A 22,588-nucleotide genomic window follows, 5' to 3' on the forward strand; every position below is an offset into this window, starting at 1 on the left:
TCGTGAGTGCCCAAGCCCCTTCCTCCGTCGTCCTGGTCCGTGCCGAGCGCTTCGTGCCGAACCAGGCGACGGCTGCCGACAACGCCTTCCAGGCAGCGCCTCCGGCCGGCCGCTCCGACGAGGAGATCTCGGCCCTGGCGCTGGCCGAGATGGATGCCGTCGCGCGTGCGTTGCGCGAGGCCGGCGTACGCGTGCACGTGTTCGCGGACTCCGACCACACCCGTCCCGACAGCGTCTTCCCGAACAACTGGCTCTCGACCCACGCAGGGGGCAGCGTCGCGGTCTACCCGATGTACGCCTCCAACCGACGCCACGAGCGGCGCGCCGACGTCCTGGAGATGCTCAAGTCGTCCTACCGGGTGCAGACGATCATCGACTACTCCGGCCTCGAGCCGGACGGCATCTTCCTCGAGGGCACCGGTGCCATGGTGCTCGACCACGTCTCGCGCGTCGCCTACGCGGCCGTGAGCTACCGTGCCGACACCCACGTGCTGGAGCGCTTCTGCACCGACTTCGGCTACGAGCCGATGGCCTTCGACGCCGTCGACTCCTCCGGGGTGCCCGTCTACCACACCAACGTGATGGCCTGCATCGGCACGGACGTGGCCCTGGTGGCGCTGGACATGATCCCGGACCACGCCCGGCGGGCAGCGGTCCGCGAGCGGCTCACCGTCAACGGACGCCGGGTCGTCGAGCTCACCGAGATGCAGGTGCGGGAGTTCGCCGGCAACGCGGTCGAGCTCTGCGGCCGTACGTCGAACGGCCGGCGCCGCTACGTCATGGCCATGTCGTCGCGGGCCCGGCGCAGCCTTCGCGACGACCAGGTCGCGGTGATCGAGGAGTCCTGCGAGATCATCGACGTCGACATCCCCACCATCGAGCTGGCGGGCGGCTCGGTGCGTTGCATGATCGCGGGGGTCCACCTCGACCGACGCCGCGACGACGGTCACCGGCCGGCGTCAGCCGCGGTCGCCGCCATCGACGAGGAGCGCGGCCTCGGTGCGTGAGGAGACGCCGAGCTTGCGGATCACGTTGGAGACGTGCACCGAGGCGGTCTTCTCGCTGATCCCGAGGGCGCGAGCGATCTGACGGTTGCTGCGGCCACCGCGGAGCAGGTCGAGTGTCTCGTGCTCGCGTGCGGTGAGTGCTGCGAGCGGCGACGTGGTGACACGCGCCAGTCCGCGGCCTCCCAGCCGGACGAACTTCTCCGCCGCTGCCTCGGCCTCCGGGGCCGCGCCGAGGTCGTCGAGGCTGCTGACCGCTGCTCGAACAGCATCGAGGTCCTCGCTGGCAGCGCGCGCCAGTGCGGCCTCGAGGGGACACCCGATCTGGTTCCACTGGCGTCCGGCGCTCGACCAGTCGCCGGCGAGCATCGCTGCCCACGGCCCGGCGACGTCGATGGCGACGAGGCGAGAGTCTTCGGGGGAGAGGGCTCCGGCCCGGCGCAGACGCCAGGCGAGCTCGCCGGCCGCCCAGGGCTGGTCGCAGGCCACGGCCTCGGCGAAGACCGCGACCGCCTCCTCCGGCACGGCGGCGCCGGTGGCGTGGGCGTGCTCCAGCCAGGTGGCCATGGCAGGCCAGGTGTGCTGCAGCTGGCCGGTGAGGACGGCTCGCGACCAGGAGTCGGTGACCAGCGCACCGGCGTCGGCGTCGCCACGGCGTACGGCCAGCGTGGCGAGGACGCCGCCGGCCACAGCGCTGGCGGCAGCGAACGAGCTGTCGCGACACCGTTGGGCACGGGTCGTGGCCGAGCGCCAGTCGCCGGCCTGAAGGTCCACCCGAGCGAGCCAGGCCATCGCGTAGTGGTCGGTGGAGGGGATGTCTCGCTCCTCGCACCAGCGCAGGCAGCGCTCCAGCCAGTGCCGCGCCAGGCTGTGCGATCGGATCGAGGCGGCACCGGAGCCGAGGTTGACCATGATCGTCGCCGCATGGGTGTCGTCGCCGATCGACATGGCCAGCTGCAGCCCGGCGCGCAGCAAGCGCTCGGCCTCAGCGGGGTCGGAGGTCCACGAGGAGCTGCCGACGACGTTGTGCGCGACCGCGCCCAGCTCGGGGCAGTCGAGGCGGTCGGCCGCGGCGATGGCCTCGCGGCCTCGTTCGCGGGCAGCGGCGTCGTGCCCCGACAGCATCTCGAGGTAGGCGCGGCGGACCTTCGCGTGCAGCTCGCCCATGCCGCCCGGCGCGCGTGACGCCGTACGCTCCGCCTGCACGAGGACCGCCTCGGCCTCCTCGTGCCGGGCGGCCGTGAGGAGACTGCGGTGTTGGTTCGCAAGGGTCTCGGCGAGCAGGTCGTGATTCCCCAGGTCGGTGAGCAGGTCGACTGCCTCGATCTGGAGAGCGAGGGCGTCCTCGCCGCGGCCGACACGGGCAAGGGCGTCGGCGCCCTGGATCAACGTTTCGGCTGATCGGGCCGGAGGCACGTGCCGGCGGTGCGTGAGCACGCGCTCCAGCTGGCTTGCGGCATCGCCGTGCGCACCCGCCCGGGTGGCGGCGGCAGCCGCGCGCACGCCGAACGTGACCGCGCGGTCGTGGTCTCCCGCAGCATCGGCGTGAAAGGCGATGGCGGCGGTGTCCTGCGTCGGCTGAGCCACCAGGGCGGCGAGGACCTGCCGGTGCAGCGCCCGGGCGCGGCCCGGCCCCAACGTGTCGGCCACGGCCCCACGAGCGAGCTCGTGCCCGAAGGCGACGGTCTCGTCGCTCACCTGGAGGAAGTCCGACGCCACGGCCGCGTCGACGGCGGCGGCGTCGTGGTGTGCGAGCAGCAGGGAGAGCTCGGTCCGGCCAGGGACGACCGAGACCATCTCCACCACGGCCACCGCAGCGTCGGTCATCAGGTGAAGCCGCTCGAGGACCACCGAGCTCAACGACGACGAGACCGTCGCGCCGGTGCCCGACCTGAGCAGCTCGGTCGCGTAGAAGGCGTTGCCACCGGTCAGGGCGAGCACGTCGGAGGGGGAGTAGTCGGTGCCGGCCGTCAGTGGTGCGATCTCCTCGATGGCCAGCGGCGGCACGTCGTACGACGTCGTGATGGGCATCCGGCCCAGGTGTGCGACGACCTCGCCGATCCGCCCGCTCGGTCGTCGGCCGGCGAGCACCAGGGTGGTGGGGGAGTCGGCCAGCCGCCGGGCCAGGAAGGTCAGCAGGTCGGCGGTGGCGTCGTCGGCCCACTGCAGGTCGTCGACGACGGCCACGGTCGGCTCGGCGGTCACGACGTCCAGCCAGGCCTCGAAGAACTCGTGGCGGCGGGCATCGTCGGTCCACGCCGGCGAGACGTCGAGGTGGCGCGACCAGTCGTGGAGCGGGAGCAGCGGACGCGCGGTCGCGAGGGGCTCGCACGTGCCTCGGAGGACCCGCTCCTCTCGTTCGGCGAGGAGTCCACCCAGCAGCGTGGTCTTGCCGATCCCGGCCTCGCCCACCAGGAGCACGACCCGTCCGCCGTCCGTGCGCGACGCGTCGATCACCTCGTGCAGGGCGGACAGCAGCGCGGATCGGGATGCCACGGCCACCGATCCAGGCTATCCGGATCGGCGGCCGCGGCCGGGGGCCGTCCAGCGGGCCCCGGGTGGCCCGGAGGCCGGTCAGCGCCTGACGCGCACGGCGTACTTCCCGGTGGACTTGCCGATGACATCGTTGCCGGTGAAGCGCAGGATCAGCCGCAGCTTCTTGGCCTTGCCGATCTTGGAGCGCTTGATCGCGATCTTCTTCACGTACTTGCAGCTCTTCTTGACCTTGACCTTGGTCTTCTTGACCGTCCTGGGTGTGGACTTCTTCTTGGGACTCGCCTTGACGGTCACTTTGATCTTGCCCTGGCAGGCCTGCGCCTTGGAGGTGCCGTCCGGTCGGGCCAGCTTGCCGCGCACCTTGAACCTGACCTTGCCGCCCTTGACGGACGCCGTGCCGCCGGCGACGGGAGGGTTGCTGGTCGGCGGGAGGGCGTTGTCGCCTCCACCGCCTCCACCGCCGGTGGGGGCCTTCGGGTTGGTGGCCAGGGCCAGGGTCCCGCCGGCGCCGGCCACGATCAGCTCGGTGGGGCTGTTGAGCGCTGCGGCTCGCCACTCGGTCGAGGCGTGACCGGGCACGGTGAGCTGCTCGGCGAGTCCCGACCCACCGACCCGCTCGAGGAGCCCGCCGGAGCCGACGGCGTAGAAGCGTCCGGGCGCGGAGACGATGTCGTTGACCTTCTTGGTGTCGTCCGAGCTCCTGATCCAGGCGTAGTCCTCCCAAGCATTCTCGGTGAGGGCCAGGTGCGTGTAGTGGGCCGAGTCCTTCGACTGGAGCTGGCGCAAGGGGTTCGACGGGTCCACGGCGAGCTTCTCGTGGTCGGCGCCCACCCCGAAGGGCTGCACCGTGGCGAAGGCGTCGAGGCTGCGCATGATGGCGGTCCGACTCATCACCCAGACCGTCGGGCCCGTCACGGTGAGGTCGGGGCCCTTGATGTCCTCGAGGAGGCAGCTGCCCGCGCTGTCGCGCGCACTCTCGGCCCAGGTGGCGCCGCCGTCGGTGGTCTTGAGCACGCTCGACTCGACGTCGTCGACGGAGATCAGTGCGGTCTGGTTGTCGAGCCACTCGACGTCGGCGAGGTCGACGGTCGGGTCGAGGCTCGCTGCCGGGAAGTCGCCAGGGGATCCGGGCGTGCTGGGGCAGAACCCGTTGGGATAGGTGGCGCCGGGAGCGGCGAGGTCATAGGTGACGTCGGTCCAGTCGGCCGCGGTCCAGGACGCGCCGTCGTACACGTAGGCGTCGTTGCCCGCGAGGGCCACCCCCTTCGTCCCGTCAGGACTCAGCGAGATGTCGCTGACGACCTCGCCGGGCACGTTGATCGCGGGGGCGAATCCTCCGGTCGCGGTGCCGACGTACACGTCTCCGGTGACGGTGCCGAAGGCGACGGTGTCGCCCTTGTAGTCGACGGCCGTGATCAGATCGGTGGTGCCGGTCGGCAGGACGGTCCAGGGGACTGCTGCCTGGGCGCTCGGGGCGACGAAGGCCAGCGTGGTCAGGGGAAGGGCAGCGCCGATCAGGGCTGCGGTTCGAGACTTCATGGGGACACTCGTTCATGCTCGGGAGTGGGACCCCTCGATCCAAGCGATCACGGCCCCGACTCCACCATGGGGAAAACGCTTAGGGCTGGCCACCTCGCGCTCCACCCGGTGCTCGACATCGGCGCGGCCCAGGGGTGGGCGTTCACCTTCCACCAGGACGCGAGTTCGGCGGGTCGCAGCGGCGGCCGCGAGTACGTCGACGAGATGACCCGCATGCTCGCCTCTCACCCGCACGTGCCGCAGGTCTGGGCACACGCCGGGTGTTCGCGCCGGGTGCGTCCCGATGACCACGTGGATCTCGTGACCCAGCTGGTCGAGAAGCACACCAACCTGCACATCGACCTCTCCTGGGTGCTGTTCGACGAGGTGGTGGAGGCAGGTATGGCGCATCCCGGTTGGGTCGAGCTCGTGGCGCGCCATCCCGATCGCTTCATGATCGGCAGTGACGCGTTCGGCGATCTCGCGGGGCACCATGCGTCGCTCGAACGCTGGTCGGCGCTCACCGACCGCCTGACGCCTGCTGCGAGTGCGCTCGTGGAGAGTGACAACGCCCGCCGGCTCTGGTGGCGGTGACACGACGAGCCGATGCGACTCCAGGTCATCCGGGTACAGGACGCGTGATTCCCGAGGTGCTTCCCGGTCAGTTTGCTGTGGACTCCGACGTCAGGTTCGGGTCTCCTTCGACTTGCGCCGATCAGGACGCACGTTCGCGGTCGGTTGAAGCCAGTCGTTGGGCGAGGCCGTCGAGGATGAGTTCGAGTCCGACCTCGAACTCGTCGCCGAAGTCGTAGCCGGGCTGGAGCGCGTGCTCGAGGGTGAACTCACGGAAGTACGGCAACTGACCTTCCGGCAGTGCAGCCATGATCTGGTGGCCGAGCTCGGCGAGGTCCTGGCCGGGTTCGAAGGGCATGCTCACTTCCTGGATCAGAAAGCCGTACAGGTGCGCGTCGAGGACGGCGAAGGCGTGCCCGGTCAGGGCCAGCGAGAACCCTGCCTCGCGCAGGCAGCCGATCACGGCGTCGTGGTGCAGCAGCGTTTCGTAGCCGGCGTTGCGTCGCGAGTCCATCAGTCCCACGGCCCACGGGTGGCGCTTGAGGGCTTCGCGGGCGGTTAGTGCGCGTCGCCGCAGCTCGCTGTGCCACTCGGCTCCGGGCGCGGGGGCGTAGAACTCGGCGAACACCGCGTCGACCATTCCATCGAGCAGTTCCTCCTTGTTCGCGACGTGGTTGTACAGCGACATCGGCGTCACGCTGAGCTGCTGTGCCACCGAACGCATGGAGAGCGCCCCGAGCCCCTCAGTGTCGGCCAGCTCGACCGCCGCCGCAACGATTCCCCCACGGGTGAGCCGCTCCGCGCCCGAGCGTGGTCTGCCTGTCATTCGCGTTTCCTTCCGAGGCCAGCACGCGCCGGCTTGTTGACAAAACATACACCGTACTTTTACGGTGGTCTCAATAACCTACACCGTACACAAAGGATTCCGGCATGCGAGCCATCCACCAGCACCGATACGGCGGCAGCGAGCAGCTGTCCCTCACCGAAGTACCGGACCCGACCCCCGGTCCCAACGACGTCGTGGTCCGCGTCCGCGCAGCCGGCGTGGACCGCGGCACCTGGCACCTGATGGCCGGACACCCCTACGCCGTCCGTCTCGCCTTCGGACTGCGCCGCCCCAAGCACCCCGTTCCGGGCCGCGACGTGTCCGGCGTCGTCGCCGAGGTCGGGTCCCTGGTCACCACCGTGGCCGTCGGAGAGGAGGTGATCGGCACCGCCGACGGCTCCTTCGCCGAGCTGGCCGTGGTGCCGGAGAGCCGCATGGCACGCAAGCCAGCCGGCCTCTCCTTCGAGGAGGCCGCCACCCTGCCCGTCTCCGGGCTCACCGCCCTCCAGGCGGTCCGAGACGCCGCCCGGATCGGCCCCGGGGACCGGGTCCTGGTCATCGGCGCCTCCGGCGGCGTCGGGTCCTACGCAGTCCAGATCGCGAAGGCGTACGGCGCCGAGGTCACCGGCGTGGCCAGCGGCCCCAAGGCCGACCTGGTCCTTGCCCTCGGCGCCACCCGCGTCATCGACTACACCCGCGAAGACCTCGACGACGGCACCCGCTACGACGCCGTGCTCGACATCGCGGGCCTCCGTCCGATCCGTCAGCTGCGCCGACTCCTGACCGAGACCGGCACCCTCGTCATCGTCGGCGGCGAGGGCGGTGACCGCTGGCTGGGTGGCACCCACCGCCAGCTCGCCGCACTGGCGCTCTCACGGTTCGTGAGCCAGCGCCTCACCGCACTGCTGAGCAAGGAGAAGGGCGACGACCTCGACGTCTTGGGCCGGCTGGTCGACGACGGTGCCGTGCGGCCGGCCCTCGAACGCACCTATGCGCTGCACGAGGCAGCCAAGGCGATCGACCATGTCGCGAGCGGACACGCCCGGGGCAAGGTCGCTCTCACGCCCTGACCCGACCCCCGACCCCCGACCCCGACAGGAGGAGTCACCCCCATGACTGTCACCCCCACCACCAGCACCAGCACCACCAACACTGCTTCTCGCACCGCCGCCGTCTGGGCAGCGGGTGGCTACGTGGCCATCTTCGTGCTCGCCATCTTCGCCAACTTCCTCGCGCTCAGCCCGGTGCTCCAGCCGGGCGACGCCGCCGCCACCGCTGCCTCGCTGCAGGAGTCCGAGACCTCGTTCCGCCTCGGTGCCGTGGCCTTCCTCGGCATCTTCATCATCGACGTCGTCGTCGCCTGGGCGCTCTGGGTGCTGTTCCGCCCGGTCCACCGCGACCTGTCACTGCTCGCGGCCTGGTTCCGCTTGGCCTACACCGTCGTGCTGGGGGCCGCGCTCGGCTTCCTGTACGCCGCGCTCTGGCTGACCTCTGCCCCCGGTGCCCTCGGCGAGGCCAACGATGACGCCGTCCTGCTGGCGCTGCAGACCTTCGACTTCACCTGGGTAGCCGGCCTGGCCGCCTTCGGCGTCCACCTCGTCGTGCTGGGCGTGCTCATGCTCAAGGCGCGTGGCCCTCGGTGGATCGCGTGGTTGCTGCTGGTTGCCGGAGCGGCCTACGTCCTCGACACCGTCGCGCACCTGCTCCTGGCCGACTACGAGGCCTCCGCCGATCTGTTCCTCGCTGTGGTGGGCATTCCGTCGGTGATCGGTGAGATGAGCTTCGCAGTCTGGCTGCTGCTCCTGGCCACCGGCCGCCGGGCAGCACCGGGGGCACCCGTCGAGCGGACGACCGACTGGACACAGAGTCGGTCCGCGACCCGATGATCTTGGCGAAGACCCTCGCGGTGATGGTCGCGCTCGGGCTGAGCAGTGCCGTGCCGATGAGCGTGCCCAGCGGTGCGATCGACGACGTGATCGACCGGGAGATGTCTTCGTCCGGCGTACCCGGGCTCGCCTATGCCGCGGTGGTCGACGGGGAGATCACGTCGGTCGGCGCGCGGGGGGTGGTCAGGCTCGGCGGCGAGACCGCCGTCACGCCGGAGACGCCGTTCCTGACGGGCTCGATCTCCAAGAGCTTCACGGCACTGTCCGTCATGCAGCTGGTCGAGGCGGGCGAGATCCACCCGGACGACCCGTTCTCCCAGCATCTCGGCGACTTCTCGTCCGGTGCCGCGCAGGACATCACCGTCCGTCAGCTGCTCAGCCACACCAGCGGCTACTCCACGCTCCAGGGGAACGTGTCCCACACCGACAGGTCCGGCGGGACGGATGAGCTCGCCCGGCGCGTCGACCAGCTCGCATCGGCGGCTCCTGCTCACGCAGTCGGAGAGTGGGAGTACTCCAACACGAACTACCAGATCCTGGGCCGCGTGGTCGAGGTCGTGAGCGGGCAGGACTACCAGTCCTACGTCGCCGAGCACATCCTCGAACCGATCGGCATGAGGAACAGCTTCGTCGCCGACGGCGAGGTCCATCCCTCCATGGCGACCGGCCACAGACCATGGTTCGGGACCAAGAGGCCGTTCGCTGAGAACAGGACGTACCGAGGCACGGCCCCGCAAGGGGGGATCGTCGCGAGCGCCAACGACCTGGTCCGCTACCTGCAGACGATGATGAACGGCCACGACGACGTGCTGAGCGCAGAAGGCAAGTCGGCCATGATGCGGCAGGCCAGCGCAGCATCGCCCTTCTACGGCCTGGGCTGGTTCGTGGACTCGGACAACGGAACCGTCTCGCACTCCGGAACGAGCCCCGGCTTCGAAACGCTCGCCACGATGGTGCCCACCGAGAAGAAGGCCGTCGTCGTGCTCGTCAACGCCGGCAGCGGAGTCGGGTTCGGTGAGACGACCCAGCTCCGCAACGCAATCACCGCCCAGGCGTTGGGCCTCGAGTACGACGGCGAAGGGTCGCGCCTCTCCCAGAAGACCCTGTTCGTCGCCCTGGTACTCCTGCCGTTCCTGTACGCGCTCAGCATGATCTGGGCGTGGCGGCACCGGATGGCCATTCGCGCCAAGTCGGGCACCTTCGGCCGGTTCAGCCTGTGGTTCCCGCTGCTCACCACGCTTGGCGCAGCGTGGGTCATCCTGCGCCTGGTGCCGAACCTGTTCGGCACGCCCTTGGCCAACATCAGACTGTTCCAGCCCGACCTCGGTATCGCGCTTGTCGCCACAGCAGTGACCGGTGTCCTCTGGGCCGTATTCAGGCTGGCGGTCGCCTACACCGGCAGCACGGGTACTGCCCGGCGAGCGAGTCCCCCTGGGGGAGTTGGTCGGTCCTAGCCGGCTGCACCAGTCACCGAGATCACAGGGGAGCTCCGCCTGTCCCTGAGCACCGTGAAGAGCCACATCAGTGCACTCATGGCCAAGCTCGGGGCACGCAACCGGGTCGAAGTCGTGATCTGGGCCTATGAGAGTGGTCGCGTCGGCGGTGGACACAGCCGTTGAGCCCAGCACAAGAAGGCGGGCGTCGCACCACCTCCTCGCCACCCACTCCTGAACAGCGCCGCCGGGCAGGACGCACGTCCGGGGTTCGCTACCACCACCTGCTGGGTGGGTTGGCGAGCAGCACCGGGTGCCCTCGAGTGGACGACCGACTCAGTCAGGGAGCTGGCCTGAGACCCGATGATCGTGGTGAAGGCTCGGTGCTGATGGTCGTGCTCGGCCTGAGTAGTGCATTGACAAATGGGCGTGCCCTGCGGCTCGATCGACGATCTCATCGACAGGGGGTGCCTGCGTCGGGCGCACCCGGCCTGACCTACGCCGTGGTCGTCGACGGGGAGATCACGTCGGCGGTGCGCGAGGTGTCGTCAGGCGGGGCGGCGAAAGCGTCACGCCGTATACCCCGTTCCTCACCGGTTCGATCTCCACGAGCTTCACGGCGCTTGCCGTCACGCAGCTGGTCGAGGCAGGCAAGATCGACCTGGACGACGAGGTGTCGCAGCATCTCGATGCGTTCTCGAACCGGGCGGCCGGCGCCATCACCGTCCGTCAGTTCCTCAGCCACACAAGTGGCTACTCCACCGGGCAAGGAAACGTGTCCCACACCGACAATGTCGGCGGCACCGACGCAGAACACATCCTCGAACCGATGGGCATGAGGAACAGCCTCGTCGCCGACGGCGAGGTCCATCGCTCCATGGCGACCGGGCACACGCCATGGTTCGGCAGGCAACGGGACCGTCTGGCACTCCGGAACGAGCCCGGGTTACGAATCGCTCGCCACGATGATCCCATCCAAGGGGAAAGCCGTCGTCGTGCTCATCAACGCCGGCAGCGGAGTCGGGTTCGGTGCAGGTCGACGTCGCTGTCTTCGTGGTCGTCGCCCCGAGCGGCGCTACCGAAGATCTCCGGGTTCGTTACACCGTGGCGGCGCAGCACCTCGAGCAGCTCGCCACTTCGGGCGGCCACACGTTGAGCGATAGGGCCGCTGAGCGGCTTCCGGGCAGGCGACGCTGTCTCGGACATGTCTCCATCGAATCTGCCGCGCTGAGGCTTTCGCCGATCTACAGCCCCAGCGATGGACCGGACTGGGTTTGGAGGCGACCACGACGTCGAGGTCCTCGGGACGCAGGACGAACTTGGCGACCATGGCGTCGACGAGCACGCTCTCGGTCTCGATGTCGGGGTAGTCGACCGCCACGCGCTTGAACACGTCGTCCCAGAGCCGAATGCCGTACTGCTGGGCGTTGCTCTTGGCCAGATCGAGGCGCGGTTCTGGCTCGGCGGCGACGACACCCCCGCACCGCGGGTGCAGACAGTGAGCCCTCAGAGCGGCATGAGCGAACGTCGCCCGCCAGGGTCGTGTGTCTGAGCCCGGTCCATGGACCGGGCTGGGGCACACGACTCGCCCCGATCCGGTTCGGGCGCCACCCGGCTGGGCCACCCCACCAGGGTCGTGTGCCTGAGGACGGTCCATGCGCCGTGGTGAGGCACACGACCCGATGCCTTGGGGAGGGGGGAGGAGGGGGGGTGCGTCTCGCGGAGCGCCCCAGCTTGGCCACGTCCGCAACTCGGCATGTCGGGGCGTTCGCCGTGGGCCGATGGATGCCGTCCTATGACCCACGCGTGACCAACGAGGCCGAGTTCGCATCAAGGCTGGTCAGACCTATCTGGCGGACGCTAAGCGCGGTATACGCCCAGGTCAGAACGCTAGAACGCCCCCGCTCCACCGCAGGTGAGCGGGGGTGCGGGGGCGTTCTCAGGGGCCGGTTTTAGATGTCGTAATACAGCTCGAACTCGCCCCACGGTGGTGGTCGTTGGTGGCTGTCGAGGCCCTCCCGCCTCTGACCAGGCATAACGCCTGTTTCGGTCAACGGCCGTCGGTGGCCGTTGGTGAACATCTTGCGGACTGTCTGCGGACTGCAAGCCCCAACCACTCGAACACTTTTGAAGGAGCACAACCATGAGCATGACCACCACGACCACCCGGCCCACTGAGGCCATCTGCCCGCCCTGGTGCGCGGGCCACGAGGGCGGATACCAGGGCTGGGAGACCCTGACCGACACCGGCAAGAAGGTGCGCGACCACTCGCCCGCCGAGTACCCCATCATCGGCGGTCTCGCCGTGATGCTGGTGCAGATCGAGCACGAGGACACGGGGATGAGCGCACCCGGTGTCGCTGTCGACTCCGACACGATGGACACCGCTCACACGATGACCGACGCCGAGGCACACGAGTTGGGCATGGCGATCGTGCGGGCGGCTGACGTCGCACGGCGCTACCGGATGGCGGCTCAGGCATGAGCGCGACCCATGTCCAGAGTGACGCTGAGCGGCTGACGTCGCCCGCCAAACCGAAGCGGGCCAAGGTCGTGCACATCGCGCCTGGCAACTCCTTGACCCTCGCGCAGGAGATGGGAGTCCAGTACAAGGCACGGTGCGGTCGTTGGATCTATCCGACAGGCACCGTTATCGCCAAAGTCCACGCGCTTGGGGACATGCGGCCCGAGACGTGCAAGGCGTGCCGCCGCGTCGTGGCATCCATCCTCGCGAGGGCGAACCAGTGAGCGCGCTGCGGGCCTGGCTCACCGAGGTCGACTGGCCCATCGTGCGCCGCTCGACGATGCGGAAGCGGACACGCAACGCCTTCGAGCTGGGCTACGACGCGGGCGAGGCGCGGCTGCGGGAGAGGATGTACTCATGACGTTCTACGACGACGCCGAGTTCGCCGCAATCAATGCCGCCCGACTGGCGCTCGAGGAAGATGAGGGCGAGCCACGGTCGGCAGCGATCGTGGCGGTAGCCGTCGACCTGGCGAAGCGTCACGGCGAAGAGGGAGTGCAAGGTCTGGTTGTCGCACTCACTAGGCAGTACGCCTCTGCTCTGACGGTGATCGCTGGACACCAAGGACGGACGGCCAGCGAGGTACTCGACAGATTCGAGCGTCACAAGCTCGAGCAGATCGACGGCGAGGACGGCCTCTAGATCAACACCCACGAACGCCCCCGACTCGCAGGTATCGAGTCGGGGGCGTTCTGTGTGTCAGGTGCGCCGGATCGTCTTGACTTTGTCGGTCTTCATTGAGAGAACGTCAACGCCCTCAGCGTCGACGAAGACCGTGAAGCTCCCGCGCTCCTCGTAATCCTCGGCATCGACCTTGACGTTAGTGTTGGGCATCTCGCCCATCGGGCCGCTGGCCTCATTGATCAGGTATTGAGTCATGGCGACATCATCTCTCAGCTTCGACGGAGGTATGCCTCAATGCGGTCAAGTCGCTCGGTGTTGCTGTCGACTTGTTCGGCGACCGAGTTGAGGCAAATCTGCAAGGCAATATGCCATGTCAAGATCAATCCGACCGGCCCAGCTCTGCGGCCCGCTTGCGCGCCTTCTTCCGACCCGAAATCCGGCCGCACTCGCAGCACTTCCAGTGGCCGTTCTCGAGCTTCTCGCCGTACTTCGAGCGGGGGTGTCCCGAGCGGCACTGCTCGGTTCCGTCTGTGCGCTTGATCGACCGATCCGGGGGCGACTCGAGATCGAACCAGGCGGCGCGAGCGGCGAGCCTTGCCCGACGAACTCGCTCGTAGAAGGTGTTGGTGCTGATGCGCAACGCGGCGGCTGCTGCTGCTGGGGTCTCGTGCACGGCAAGCGTGGCGATCGCCTCGTACTCGGTGGGGGTGAGTACCGAGAGGACCTGAGGGAGTGCCATGCGTTCACAGAGCGAGTCGGTGAAGTCGCTCTTGGGACCGGAGACCGGCAGCCAGTACTTCCCAAAGGAGGGGCGCTGTCCGCCGAGTTCCTCGCCGTACCCGTGAGCACGGTTGTGCTGGCGCACGGCGATCTGTGTTGCGCGCAGCCCGGTCGTGTAGAGCTCGAGGCTGGTTGGCGGGGCTTCGTCGCCGTCGTAGAGACGCATCACGATCGCGTGCCAGGCGGCGTCGTGCGCCTCCTCCGGGTCAAGCCACCTCTCTCGGTGGGCAGCCTTCCACGCGATGTTCTCGATGTGCGCCATCGTGTAGCCGTGCGCCAGTGTGGCGGTCTCGGCGACGATGCTCATCTCGGTCTACTCCTCAGGCTCGGCGGTGATCATCAGTTCCTGCTCTCTCGGCGGGCACGGGCTACGGCCCCGTTGAGCGCCTGCCCTAATGCGCTCCCAGTGGCCTCGGCCTGCTGGTTGGCACGACGGTCCTTGTTCCGCTCGTAGTCACCGAGCCGCCTTCCGATGGTCTCGACCGTGCCTCGGAGTGCTTGGAGCTCGGCGAGGAGTGCCCGGTCGTCCATCCCAGTGCTGTATCGACCGTTGAGCGGGATGACGGCCTCGGGTCCGGCTTCACCGATGACGGCGAGGGTTGGTCGGGTGACGATGCCGCCGTCGGCGAGGTAGGGGATGTTCGGGGTGCTGATGCTGAACGAGTCGGGTAGGCCGGGGATCACGTCGGGGATGTCGAGCGAGAACGAGAGGTTGTTCCACCACCCGATGATGTCGTTGATGACGCCGCGGAAGCCTGATGAGAGTCCGTTCCAGAGTCCCGACACGGCGCTGGCGATGCGAGAGGGCATGCCGCGGAAGAAGTCGACGACGCCGTTGAACTTGTCCTTGACGAAGTCCACGACCTTGCCGGCGCCGGCTTTGATCTTGTCCCAGTTCTTGGCGATGGCCAGCACGGCCAGGCCGAACGGTCCGGTGAGGACAGCGAGGATGGTGGGCCAGTTCTTCTTCACCCAGCCGAGGGCCGATTGTGCTGCACCGATGACCTTGTCGAAGGCGGCGGGCACCTTGGTGGTGAAGAAGGTGGCGACGGCTGCGGCGGCGTTCTTGACGACCGCGAAGGCCTTGTCGACGATCCGTCGAAACGTGTCGGACTTCTTGTAGGCGATCACGAACGCGGCCACCAGTGCGGCGATGGCGATGACCACGAGGGCTATCGGGTTGGCCGACATGACGGCGTTGAGCGCGAGCTGGGCCACGGCCCAGGCCTTGGAGGCTGCGGCGGCACCCTTCTGGGCGATCGTGGTGCCGATCGTCTGGGCCTTCAACGCGATGTTCTTGCCGATCTGCGTTTCGGTGACGACGTTGAGGAGGTCACCGGCGTCCGCGAGCGCCTGGGATGCGCCACCGGCGGCGATCATGGCCCCGCCCAGGGCCGCGAACGGGCCACCGGCGGACTCGGCGACGCCACCGAGCCCGGAGAGCGCCCCAGCGGCCTGAGAGCCCTTGGAGGCGATGTTGTCGGAGGAGTCGGCGACCTTCTCGAACGAGGCGTCGATGTTGGCAGCAGCCTTCTTGGCTGCGGCGGCGGCCTTGGTGGTGTCGGAGGAGAACGTGTCCAGACCACGACTTGCCGAGCGGGTGTCGGCTAGGAGTGCGATCTTGATCGAGTCAGCCACGTCGTGCCTCCTTCACGGTGTCGGTGAATGCCTCGCGCTCGAGGCGGGTGAGGGTGCGCCAGGTCTCGGGACTCTGTCCGGTGCTGATGCACCAGCGGGCCATCGACCGGGCTACTGCGCTTTTCCCTCGTCGTCCACGTCCTCGCTGAACGAGTCGTTGACCTCGCGCACGGTCAGCCCCAGGGCGTGCTCTCGGGCCTTGGCGTCGCTCATCCCGTCGCGGCGGGCCTGGACGAACAGCAGAGCGCGCATGAACGTGAACGGCTGCTCGCGCATGGTGGTGATCTCGGCGCCGAAGCTGCGGGCGACGGCGATCTCGTCGAAGCCGGTCATCGACTCGAACAGGTCGTTGGGGGTGGGCTTGTCGACCTCTGTGGGGGTCGCCTGGGCCTTGGTGGCGGTCATGTGAGTCCTGCTCTCTGGATGGCGTTGTTGACCTCGTGCTCGAGGTCCTGGGCGGCGTAGCGGGTGATGTCGGTGTCGATGGCCTTGGCGAACCCGGCGGGGCTGATGACGCCGAGGTAGGACAGGGCGGTGCTCGAGCCACTGACCACGGTGCCGTCGAGGCGAGCGCGCGATGGGGCGTAGAAGGCGGCGCGGGCTCGGGCGGTAGTTGCCAGGGCGCCGCCGAGGTCGGCGAGTGCGGCTGAGAGGTCGTCGAGGGCGCGGGCGACGTCGTCAGCTCCGGTGACCGTTGAGGTGGCCATCAGAGCGTGACCCGTGTCGGCTTGGCGGTGAATGCCCAGTCGATGTCGAAGGTGAACCGGGTGGTGGGCGATGCCTCGGCTGCTCCTCCGAGGAGGTCGCCGTCGGTCTCGGTGATGAGCACGGTGCCGGTGAACCAGGGCTGGTCCTCGGTGGGCATCTCGCCGCCGGCCGGGCGTAGGTCGACCTCGACGAACTCGCCCGCGCGGTTCCAGATGAGGCTCCATAGCGAGTCCTCGGTGACGTCCTGGGCGGCTGTGGCGGTGAGGCGGTACTCGCGTGGTGGGAGCTGGTAGAGAAGGCGCGGGCGATTGGCGGTCGTGCTGACGATGCGGCAGTCGGAGACGTCGCTTGTACGCGAGACGCCGTCCACGCTCAGCGTTAGCGACCGGGTCCCCAGGTGCATCTCAGGTCGCCCGGGGTCAGGAGGTGACGCGGATGGGCTTGGCGGTGTATGTCCACTGAGCGGCGAAGGTGAACCGTGCGGTGGCCGAGGTGTTGGCCTCGCCGCCGAGGAGGTCGCCGTCGGGCTCTGAGATGACCACGTTGCCGGTGAAGTGCGGCTGGGTCGGGGTGGCGGTGGTGTCGCCGCCGTTGGGCTTGATGACAGCCGCGACCGTGGAGCCGGCCTGAGTCCAGACCAGGTCCCAGATCGTGTCCGCTGCCGGGTCCTGCACAGCGGTGAACGCAAGATTGTAGTCACGAGAGCCACCACCGGCGGCGGCAGCGAAGGAGAGGAATCCGCCGTCGGAGTCGCCCGCGGTGATGCGGCAGTCGGAGACCTGGGCGGTGTACTCGTCGCCGCCGATGGTGAGAGTGAGCATGCGTGTTCCGAGCGCGGTCATTCGTCCGCCTCCCTGTGTCCGTTGAAGAAGGCGACCGGCAGGAGGCCGACGCCGTCGAGCTGTAGCCGCTGCGGGGTCACCGAGGTGACGACCAGGTGCGGGGCCAGTGCCTCGCGTAGCGGGTTGATCGTGTCTGCGAGGTAGCGCTCTGCGTCGGCGATGTCCTGGGGCAGGACCAGGACGACGTTCCAGTGCGCCACGCCCCCGAAGGTGTTGGGGTACTCGATGCGGTCCAGTCGCGGGTAGACGGTGCCCGGTGTCGTGTCGCCCACGACGTGCTCGTGAGCGGTGATGCCGCCGACCTCGCCCGCGGCTGCGGCGATGTCCTCGCGGGTACTCATCCGATCACCACCCGACGGTAGGGACCCTCGAGCCTGCGGACCTCGGGGTCGGTCGAGCCGACGCGGGTCGCGCCGGTCTCGTCCTGCAACAGGCCCAGGGGAAGGTTCGCCATGTTCACCGCGCGCAGGACCCGGCGGCACAGCGCAGCGGCCAAGGCGTCGGTGTAGGGCTCCACCCGGCACCGTGAGGCCTGGTCGGTGACCTCGGCGAGGTAGGCAGACCCGATGACCGAGGCAATCTTCCCGATCTCGTTGGCCACCTCCTCGACGGTGGGCACCGGCACCTCACTCACTCGACTGTGACCTTGGTGCCGTCGACGATGAACGTGCCGACCTGGTCAAGGTAGAACGCGCCACGGATGACGATGTGGGTCGTGCCGTCGGGTCGGGTCACGACCCCGGCGGGCTTGACCGCGATGACGTCGCCCAGCTTGTGGTTGGCCTTGCCGGTCATCGCTTGGCCTTCCGTGCGGTCGGCTTGTCCTCGGCGCTCTGCGGGGTCCGCACGACCGCCGACTCCTGCTCGGGGTCATGCAGCTCGTAGCGGTCGTCAGCGGGGCGCACGTTGCCGTGCTCGTCGTGGCCCCGCTTGCCCTGCCGGTCCTGCCGGCGCTCGCTCGCGCCGGACATCAGGAGTCCGAGGTGGTGTAGTCGATCGGCTTCACGTCGGAGTCGCGCAGGACCGCACCGGCGGCGTAGCCCCAGATGGCCATGTCGACGGACTTGACCTGGTACTCGAACGTGAACTTCTTCGGCGCCGAGGCCCAGGCCCACACGCTCGAGGGCACGAAGGAGAACGACTTGGAGGCGGTCGTGGCGCCCAACGCCCAGGCGGCCTGGATGGTCTGGTTGCCGAGCTGCACCCGGTCGAAACCGCCCTCGGTGGAGCCCTGAGAGTTCATCGGCCCCACGATCGGCAGTAGCGGGCGACCGGCGGTGTCCTTGGCGCCCACGAGCGCGGGGAAGAGCTGACCGTCGGAGACGAACCGGGTGAAGCGGTTGCCGCCTCGGACGAACTGGAGACCAGCGAAGTAGGCCGTCAGGGCGTCCACGAGTGCGGCGTCGACCGCGCCGGCCAGGTTCAGCTCAGCGGTGCCGACGGCGTTGAGGACGGTAGCGATCCGGGCCTCACGGGCCTCGAACCAGGCGTTGAGCATCTCGCCCCAGATGATCCCGTCGGCCTGCGGGGAGCCGCCCTGGTCGAGGACCTCACGGTTGATCTCGATCTTGCCCGACAGTGCGGTCGGAGTGACCGTCTGCGATGTCGCGGCGAACGCGCCCGGCGTGGGCTCGGTGCCCTCGACGTGCGCGCCGACCAGGCTCGAGGCGCTTGAGAACTTCGGGACCGTGAACGGGGTGCGGTCCTCGATGGTGCCGTTGGAGACCGAGTCCCACAGCGGCGTCGAGTACTGCAGGTTGGGCACGTACAGCTCAGGCCGACTCGGCGTCGGGTTGAGGCTGCCGGTGTTGGTCGTGGTGACCGCGAACGCCTCGGCCACGAACGTCTCGAACCGCTGGCGGGCCGTGGCGTCACCCTGCTGTGCCGAGCGCATGTCCTCGACGAGCGAGTGCGGACCCGCGACACCGTCGAAGCGGTAGGGCAGCTCCTCGGTGACCTGCGCGGGCGAGTGGCCGGCAGACACGATCTGGCGCACCGGGTGCGAGAAGCCAGCATCGGACGAGGACTGGCTGAGTGCGGCTGCGGGCTCGCCCTCGGTGGGGACCGCGGACACCTCGCCAGTCAGCACGCCGCTGACCTGGTAGGCGCCTTCGGCCATGTTCGTGGGCTCGGTGGGAGCCTCGGTGGCGGAGGTGGTCATGTCGTGCTCCTCTGTGATGGTGTCGAACGTGACGCTGCTGACTCGCGCCCCACCGAAGACCGGGGCAGGCGTGAGGCTGATTTCGTGGATGGGGATCTCCACGGAGTGGTAGACGCCGTCGCGCAGGACGTACTTGGCGCCCTCGCTGGGGCCGATGGACATCCCGTCCCACACGCCGCTGTCGGCCTGCTGCAAGGCGCGGTCACCCTCGGGGGTCGGTGCGGCCTTGACGGCGACCATCAGTCCGGCGTCGGTGTCGTCCCACTCGGTCACGACGCCGTAGGCGTGGGCCTGGTCGTGCAGTGCCCAGCCCTTGACCTTCATCCCCTCGCGGGGGTGGACGGTGTCCTTGGAGAACTGGAACCGCTTGCCGGCCTTGACGCCGACCACGCCGTAGGGCACGGCCATGCCGCGGATGGTGCGCTTCTCCATGTCGACGGAGAAGACGCTGCCGCCGGGGATCGCGGTGGCGTCCATGGTCTCGCTCATGCGGTGACCTCGATCGGGTTCGGCTCGGGCATGGGCTCCTCCGTCGGAGACGTCGTGGTTTCGGGGGGCGCGTCGAGCGCGGGTCGCCCCTCGCCCTCGCGGACCTCCTCGGGGGTGATGGCGCCGACCTCGATCCCGACCTTGGCTGCGGACCAGCGCGACAGGGCGTCGGTGCGGAGGAAGGCGTCGAGGTCGAAGCGGGTCGTCGTGCCGTTCGGGGTCACGTCGCCCATCGACAGGCGGTCCTCGATCGCGGCGCGGTAGCCGCCGAGGGTGAAGTCGAGGAACTGGCGGCGGCGGTCATAGACGTTGGCGTAGGTGCGGCTCGTGGTCGAGACCGACAGCTCCTCGGCGTCGACCCCGGCTACGCGGGCGATCTCCAACACGGCGTGGTCGCGCTGAGCGGCAAGCTGGAGCTGCTCGGGGTTCCAGCCGCCCAGGTTGTACTTGAGCGCGGCGGGCACGTACCCGGTCGCGCGTGCATGGCGGGCGGCGTTCCAGTTGTCGAGGATGCCGGTGACCTCGTCGGTGTTGAGCTCGAGGCCGTCGTCAGCGGGGGTGAAGTAGTCCAGCGGCGGGGCGCCCTCGGCGTAGCGCTGCGCGGCGGCGTCGAGGATCAGGCACTGACGGATGGCGCGAGCGCCGGCCACGAGGAGGGCGTCGTTCGGGGAGTCGAAGCGGATCAGCTCGGCGTCGGTCGGCCACTCGTCGGCCATGCCGCGGTGACCGTCGCCGGTGACGTGGATGCGGCCGTCCTTGAGGACGTCGACCGAGCGCGGGTCGAGGCGCACCACGTTGGCCGGGTAGCCGTCCCAGGCGAAGGAGGTGATCTTCCACCAGGCGACACCCTCGTAGAGCAAGTCCTCGACCAGGCGCGTCATCGTCACCGAACGCGGGATGTCGCGCTCAGGCTGCGTCAGCCACGACGTGCGGTCGACCGACAGATCAGGCTTGACGGTGACCAGCGGCAGCGTGCCCAGCGATCCCGCGATCAGGTCGCGCGAGCGCTTCACCGCCGGAACCTGCGCGGCCTCGCGGCGCGAGACACGAGCAACCGGCGCGGTCGTCGATGCGTAGGACGTCAGCCCGAACACCTCGGGCGGCACTGAGTCGGCGTCGACAGCGAAGGCGGTAGGCGCCTCGGTCGTGGCGATGGCGGCGGTGATGATGGGGTCGGGTCGGCCGTTGAACACAGAGCGCCAGAAACCCGTCACCACCTCAGGTTGGAGCCCTCGCGCGAAGCGTGCTGGAACCTCCGGGTGGGAGACGGAGTGAGTCCGTCTCCCACCCGTACTAGGAGGCCGCGACCCCCGTCGGGAGCACGATCTCGGTCAGTCGGCGGTGCCCCGAACGCGCCGAGGTGAGCGCCCAGACCGCGGCCTTAACGGCGTCCGCGCGAGACGACGACACCACCCGCGCACCGTCGGGACCTGGCTGGGTTCGGACCTCGAGGATCTGGGTGCCCAGGTGCTCACCGCCGTCGTGATGGAACGCGCCCTCAGCCAGGAAGCGGGCGAGGTCCCCCACCGCGCCCGCGGTGCGCTGGGCCGATGCCTGACGGTTGACCTTGCGCACGGCCGGGTCGCCCATCAACGACTTGCCGATCGTCGTGCGACCTCGGAAGCCCGACGCCTTGAGCGCCTCGACCGCGCCGGCCATGTCGGGGTGACCGGAGACGGACACGACCACCCGATCGCCCTCGCGGTAGACCAGCGCCAGCGACGTGCCGCGCCCAAACCACGACTCGATCGCAGCCGCGACCGGGACCGCCTCTACGTCGGGCAGGACCGCGAGCGCCGACCAGTCCTCGGCCGAGACCAGCTCCTCGCCGCGCACGACCGGTCGTGCGCGCAGCGGCCACTGGTTCAGGTACTGGGCACAGAAGCCGGCCATCGGATTGGGGTCATCCGCCTCGGGGTCGACCTCGCCGGCCACCGCCTTCTCGTACTTGGCGGCGATCATCTTGAGCCGCGCCGGGGTCCAGTGCGGTGACGCCGCGCGCCACACCTCGGGCTGGGAGACATCGGCACCAGGAGGAGCAGCCCAGATCAGAATCAGGGTCTCCCCGTCGTCACGGGTCAGCGCGTCGATGATCCGTGAGCGCATCGTCGAGCGGGCGCGCCGGTGCGCGGTCGACGTCATGTGGAGCTGGGGCGAAGAGCGCTCCAGAAGAGAAGGCTCGAGGCCGTCGTCGATCGTGCTCGGCTTCACGTCCCACGCCTCATCGACCAGACCCAGGGTCGTGTCCCACCCGTAGGTGGCGTCCTGGGCGCGGACGTACCAACCATCACCCTCGGGCGTCTCGATGGCCTCCTTGCCGTTGCCCTTGGTGACGGTCCAGTCCTGGGCCAGGCACCACCGCCACGCCTCCTTCTGCGCTTTGCGACAGACCGCGATGTCGGAGCCGGTGTGGACGATCTCCTGTTTCTCACCGAACAGGGTTGGACCCGTAGCCATACGCCACAGGGCCACGCCACGGATGCGCACCGACTTGCCCGAGCGGCGAGACGCGGACTCAAGGACGATCGGCCAGCAGAGCGAACCGTCGGCCCGGTGCTCGAGCTGACGGACGATCGCCAGACGCTGCCACCAGCGCAACGACTTCCGTTCAACCTTCTCGATCCACGCCACCGCCGCAGCGCCGTAGGAGTCGACCGCCTCGGGGTGCGGAGGACTCATCCACAACGGCGGGTTCGCGTCGTCCGGGACGGCGGCGAACTCAGCCAGCCACGCACAGGCGCGCATGGTCTCGGGCTGCCACGACAGGCCGTCACGAGCCTCGACCAGGACGCCCTGAGCCGCCCCAGGAGCCCCGGGGAGAGAGGACGGCAGGCCGGAGGCCTCCCGCGAGCCCGCGGCGTGGGAAGAAGCGGCCCCCTCGGCGCGTGCCTTGTCGATCACGGCCGCCATCGAGGAGGCGTCCGAGCACGGCCGGCACTCGACTTGCCAGTTGCTGATGACCCAGGTGAGGTCGGGCCGCAGCGAGCGAGCGACCTTGTGCCCCACGACCCACTCCTTGCTGCCATCCACGGTGACCCCGCACCGAGCGCAAGGTGCAGGCAGCCAGGTGGCGACGAGGGCTCGGG

28 protein-coding genes and 1 pseudogene are annotated in these 22,588 nt (G+C 69.0%); 11 read left to right on the plus strand and 18 right to left on the minus strand.

Annotated features, from left to right (window positions below):
* The first annotated feature begins 2 nt into the window (after positions 1-2).
* Positions 3-1,007 carry a citrulline utilization hydrolase CtlX gene (gene ctlX, locus Q1K33_RS01270; RefSeq protein ID WP_300399868.1) on the plus strand — a complete coding sequence of 335 codons (1,005 nt, stop codon included), beginning with the start codon at positions 3-5 and terminating at the stop codon, positions 1,005-1,007.
* Here the strand turns inward: ctlX and Q1K33_RS01275 are convergent.
* Together Q1K33_RS01275 and Q1K33_RS01280 are read right to left on the minus strand one after the other, a co-directional pair.
* The gene (locus Q1K33_RS01275) at positions 960-3,506 is read right to left on the minus strand and encodes a LuxR family transcriptional regulator (protein ID WP_300399869.1); all 2,547 of its coding nucleotides are present in this window, start codon (positions 3,504-3,506) and stop codon (positions 960-962) included. The genes ctlX and Q1K33_RS01275 overlap by 48 nt on opposite strands.
* A 72-nt stretch (positions 3,507-3,578) precedes the next feature.
* The gene (locus tag Q1K33_RS01280) at positions 3,579-5,039 is read right to left on the minus strand and encodes a hypothetical protein (protein ID WP_300399870.1); all 1,461 of its coding nucleotides are present in this window, start codon (positions 5,037-5,039) and stop codon (positions 3,579-3,581) included.
* 108 nt (positions 5,040-5,147) lie between these two features.
* On the opposite strand from Q1K33_RS01280, the gene Q1K33_RS01285 reads away from it, so the two are divergent.
* Entirely contained in the window at positions 5,148-5,612 is a 465-nt protein-coding gene (locus tag Q1K33_RS01285; RefSeq protein WP_363319611.1) for an amidohydrolase family protein, read from the plus strand.
* Positions 5,613-5,733: 121 nt separating this feature from the next.
* Here Q1K33_RS01285 and Q1K33_RS01290 read toward each other — a convergent pair whose 3' ends face one another.
* A complete protein-coding gene (locus Q1K33_RS01290; RefSeq protein ID WP_300399871.1) occupies positions 5,734-6,465 on the minus strand; it encodes a TetR/AcrR family transcriptional regulator C-terminal domain-containing protein in 732 nt (243 codons plus the stop codon).
* 56 nt (positions 6,466-6,521) lie between these two features.
* On the opposite strand from Q1K33_RS01290, the gene Q1K33_RS01295 reads away from it, so the two are divergent.
* From Q1K33_RS01295 to Q1K33_RS20715, 5 genes and pseudogenes are all read left to right on the plus strand, one after another.
* Positions 6,522-7,487, plus strand: a complete 966-nt coding sequence (locus tag Q1K33_RS01295; RefSeq protein ID WP_300399872.1) for an NAD(P)-dependent alcohol dehydrogenase — start codon at positions 6,522-6,524, stop codon at positions 7,485-7,487.
* Between the two features lie 42 nt (positions 7,488-7,529).
* Positions 7,530-8,303 carry a DUF4386 domain-containing protein gene (locus tag Q1K33_RS01300; RefSeq protein WP_300399873.1) on the plus strand — a complete coding sequence of 258 codons (774 nt, stop codon included), beginning with the start codon at positions 7,530-7,532 and terminating at the stop codon, positions 8,301-8,303.
* Entirely contained in the window at positions 8,300-9,757 is a 1,458-nt protein-coding gene (locus Q1K33_RS01305; RefSeq protein WP_300399874.1) for a serine hydrolase domain-containing protein, read from the plus strand. The genes Q1K33_RS01300 and Q1K33_RS01305 overlap by 4 nt, the downstream gene beginning before the upstream one ends.
* Before the next feature lie 21 nt (positions 9,758-9,778).
* Entirely contained in the window at positions 9,779-9,922 is a 144-nt protein-coding gene (locus Q1K33_RS01310) for a LuxR C-terminal-related transcriptional regulator (protein ID WP_300399954.1), read from the plus strand.
* Between the two features lie 265 nt (positions 9,923-10,187).
* A pseudogene (locus Q1K33_RS20715) lies at positions 10,188-10,460 on the plus strand (serine hydrolase domain-containing protein); the annotation flags it as partial.
* 278 nt (positions 10,461-10,738) lie between these two features.
* On the opposite strand, the gene Q1K33_RS20720 reads toward Q1K33_RS20715, so the two are convergent.
* Positions 10,739-10,942 carry a nucleotidyltransferase domain-containing protein gene (locus tag Q1K33_RS20720; RefSeq protein ID WP_363319613.1) on the minus strand — a complete coding sequence of 68 codons (204 nt, stop codon included), beginning with the start codon at positions 10,940-10,942 and terminating at the stop codon, positions 10,739-10,741.
* A 52-nt stretch (positions 10,943-10,994) separates the two neighbouring features.
* On the opposite strand from Q1K33_RS20720, the gene Q1K33_RS01320 reads away from it, so the two are divergent.
* From Q1K33_RS01320 to Q1K33_RS01335, 4 genes are all read left to right on the plus strand, one after another.
* On the plus strand, positions 10,995-11,288 hold the full coding sequence (locus tag Q1K33_RS01320; RefSeq protein WP_300399875.1) for a hypothetical protein: 294 nt from the start codon (positions 10,995-10,997) through the stop codon (positions 11,286-11,288).
* 591 nt (positions 11,289-11,879) lie between these two features.
* A complete protein-coding gene (locus Q1K33_RS01325) occupies positions 11,880-12,221 on the plus strand; it encodes a hypothetical protein (protein ID WP_300399876.1) in 342 nt (113 codons plus the stop codon).
* Between the two features lie 259 nt (positions 12,222-12,480).
* The gene (locus Q1K33_RS01330; RefSeq protein WP_300399877.1) at positions 12,481-12,621 is read left to right on the plus strand and encodes a hypothetical protein; all 141 of its coding nucleotides are present in this window, start codon (positions 12,481-12,483) and stop codon (positions 12,619-12,621) included.
* Complete coding sequence (locus tag Q1K33_RS01335) at positions 12,618-12,902, plus strand: hypothetical protein (protein WP_300399878.1); 285 nt, start codon at positions 12,618-12,620, stop codon at positions 12,900-12,902. The genes Q1K33_RS01330 and Q1K33_RS01335 overlap by 4 nt, the downstream gene beginning before the upstream one ends.
* Positions 12,903-12,959: 57 nt before the next feature.
* On the opposite strand, the gene Q1K33_RS01340 is transcribed toward Q1K33_RS01335, so the two are convergent.
* From Q1K33_RS01340 to Q1K33_RS01405, 14 genes are all read right to left on the minus strand, one after another.
* Complete coding sequence (locus tag Q1K33_RS01340) at positions 12,960-13,139, minus strand: hypothetical protein (RefSeq protein ID WP_300399879.1); 180 nt, start codon at positions 13,137-13,139, stop codon at positions 12,960-12,962.
* 124 nt (positions 13,140-13,263) lie between these two features.
* Positions 13,264-13,971, minus strand: coding sequence for a hypothetical protein (locus tag Q1K33_RS01345; protein ID WP_300399880.1), 708 nt, complete (start codon positions 13,969-13,971; stop codon positions 13,264-13,266).
* 32 nt (positions 13,972-14,003) lie between these two features.
* Complete coding sequence (locus tag Q1K33_RS01350) at positions 14,004-15,302, minus strand: hypothetical protein (RefSeq protein WP_300399881.1); 1,299 nt, start codon at positions 15,300-15,302, stop codon at positions 14,004-14,006.
* Positions 15,303-15,413: 111 nt separating this feature from the next.
* Positions 15,414-15,707 carry a hypothetical protein gene (locus tag Q1K33_RS01355; protein WP_300399882.1) on the minus strand — a complete coding sequence of 98 codons (294 nt, stop codon included), beginning with the start codon at positions 15,705-15,707 and terminating at the stop codon, positions 15,414-15,416.
* Entirely contained in the window at positions 15,704-16,009 is a 306-nt protein-coding gene (locus tag Q1K33_RS01360; protein ID WP_300399883.1) for a hypothetical protein, read from the minus strand. Before Q1K33_RS01360 ends, Q1K33_RS01355 begins: the two co-directional genes overlap by 4 nt.
* Complete coding sequence (locus Q1K33_RS01365) at positions 16,009-16,380, minus strand: hypothetical protein (protein WP_300399884.1); 372 nt, start codon at positions 16,378-16,380, stop codon at positions 16,009-16,011. Before Q1K33_RS01365 ends, Q1K33_RS01360 begins: the two co-directional genes overlap by 1 nt.
* 49 nt (positions 16,381-16,429) lie before the next feature.
* Complete coding sequence (locus Q1K33_RS01370; protein ID WP_300399885.1) at positions 16,430-16,831, minus strand: hypothetical protein; 402 nt, start codon at positions 16,829-16,831, stop codon at positions 16,430-16,432.
* 17 nt (positions 16,832-16,848) lie between these two features.
* Positions 16,849-17,193, minus strand: a complete 345-nt coding sequence (locus Q1K33_RS01375) for a hypothetical protein (protein WP_300399886.1) — start codon at positions 17,191-17,193, stop codon at positions 16,849-16,851.
* Positions 17,190-17,486 carry a hypothetical protein gene (locus Q1K33_RS01380; RefSeq protein WP_300399887.1) on the minus strand — a complete coding sequence of 99 codons (297 nt, stop codon included), beginning with the start codon at positions 17,484-17,486 and terminating at the stop codon, positions 17,190-17,192. Before Q1K33_RS01380 ends, Q1K33_RS01375 begins: the two co-directional genes overlap by 4 nt.
* Positions 17,483-17,647 (minus strand): hypothetical protein, encoded by a 165-nt coding sequence (locus Q1K33_RS01385; RefSeq protein ID WP_300399888.1) that lies wholly within the window; start codon positions 17,645-17,647, stop codon positions 17,483-17,485. The genes Q1K33_RS01380 and Q1K33_RS01385 overlap by 4 nt, the downstream gene beginning before the upstream one ends.
* Positions 17,644-17,823 (minus strand): hypothetical protein, encoded by a 180-nt coding sequence (locus Q1K33_RS01390; protein ID WP_300399889.1) that lies wholly within the window; start codon positions 17,821-17,823, stop codon positions 17,644-17,646. The genes Q1K33_RS01385 and Q1K33_RS01390 overlap by 4 nt, the downstream gene beginning before the upstream one ends.
* Positions 17,823-19,502: a hypothetical protein gene (locus tag Q1K33_RS01395; protein ID WP_300399890.1), complete on the minus strand. Its 1,680-nt coding sequence runs from the start codon at positions 19,500-19,502 to the stop codon at positions 17,823-17,825. The genes Q1K33_RS01390 and Q1K33_RS01395 overlap by 1 nt, the downstream gene beginning before the upstream one ends.
* On the minus strand, positions 19,499-20,716 hold the full coding sequence (locus Q1K33_RS01400) for a phage portal protein (RefSeq protein WP_300399891.1): 1,218 nt from the start codon (positions 20,714-20,716) through the stop codon (positions 19,499-19,501). Before Q1K33_RS01400 ends, Q1K33_RS01395 begins: the two co-directional genes overlap by 4 nt.
* A 79-nt stretch (positions 20,717-20,795) precedes the next feature.
* On the minus strand, positions 20,796-22,508 hold the full coding sequence (locus Q1K33_RS01405; protein WP_300399892.1) for an HNH endonuclease: 1,713 nt from the start codon (positions 22,506-22,508) through the stop codon (positions 20,796-20,798).
* Between the last annotated feature and the right edge of the window lie 80 nt (positions 22,509-22,588).

This window comes from Nocardioides sp. (assembly GCF_029937575.1).
In the GTDB taxonomy this organism is placed as follows: Bacteria; Actinomycetota; Actinomycetes; order Propionibacteriales; family Nocardioidaceae; genus Nocardioides.

Coding starts and splice junctions, on each gene's coding strand:
- Q1K33_RS01360 (WP_300399883.1), bottom strand. CDS start 16,009: ATGGCCACCTCAACGGTCACCGGAGCTGACGACGTCGCCCGCGCCCTC.
- Q1K33_RS01295 (WP_300399872.1), top strand. CDS start 6,522: ATGCGAGCCATCCACCAGCACCGATACGGCGGCAGCGAGCAGCTGTCC.
- Q1K33_RS01375 (WP_300399886.1), bottom strand. CDS start 17,193: ATGAGTACCCGCGAGGACATCGCCGCAGCCGCGGGCGAGGTCGGCGGC.
- Q1K33_RS01325 (WP_300399876.1), top strand. CDS start 11,880: ATGAGCATGACCACCACGACCACCCGGCCCACTGAGGCCATCTGCCCG.
- Q1K33_RS20720 (WP_363319613.1), bottom strand. CDS start 10,942: ATGTCCGAGACAGCGTCGCCTGCCCGGAAGCCGCTCAGCGGCCCTATC.
- Q1K33_RS01390 (WP_300399889.1), bottom strand. CDS start 17,823: ATGTCCGGCGCGAGCGAGCGCCGGCAGGACCGGCAGGGCAAGCGGGGC.
- Q1K33_RS01340 (WP_300399879.1), bottom strand. CDS start 13,139: ATGACTCAATACCTGATCAATGAGGCCAGCGGCCCGATGGGCGAGATG.
- Q1K33_RS01395 (WP_300399890.1), bottom strand. CDS start 19,502: ATGAGCGAGACCATGGACGCCACCGCGATCCCCGGCGGCAGCGTCTTC.
- Q1K33_RS01290 (WP_300399871.1), bottom strand. CDS start 6,465: ATGTTTTGTCAACAAGCCGGCGCGTGCTGGCCTCGGAAGGAAACGCGA.
- Q1K33_RS01345 (WP_300399880.1), bottom strand. CDS start 13,971: ATGAGCATCGTCGCCGAGACCGCCACACTGGCGCACGGCTACACGATG.
- Q1K33_RS01335 (WP_300399878.1), top strand. CDS start 12,618: ATGACGTTCTACGACGACGCCGAGTTCGCCGCAATCAATGCCGCCCGA.
- Q1K33_RS01370 (WP_300399885.1), bottom strand. CDS start 16,831: ATGCTCACTCTCACCATCGGCGGCGACGAGTACACCGCCCAGGTCTCC.
- Q1K33_RS01305 (WP_300399874.1), top strand. CDS start 8,300: ATGATCTTGGCGAAGACCCTCGCGGTGATGGTCGCGCTCGGGCTGAGC.
- Q1K33_RS01355 (WP_300399882.1), bottom strand. CDS start 15,707: ATGACCGCCACCAAGGCCCAGGCGACCCCCACAGAGGTCGACAAGCCC.
- Q1K33_RS01385 (WP_300399888.1), bottom strand. CDS start 17,647: ATGACCGGCAAGGCCAACCACAAGCTGGGCGACGTCATCGCGGTCAAG.
- Q1K33_RS01320 (WP_300399875.1), top strand. CDS start 10,995: ATGGACCGGACTGGGTTTGGAGGCGACCACGACGTCGAGGTCCTCGGG.
- Q1K33_RS01280 (WP_300399870.1), bottom strand. CDS start 5,039: ATGAAGTCTCGAACCGCAGCCCTGATCGGCGCTGCCCTTCCCCTGACC.
- Q1K33_RS01300 (WP_300399873.1), top strand. CDS start 7,530: ATGACTGTCACCCCCACCACCAGCACCAGCACCACCAACACTGCTTCT.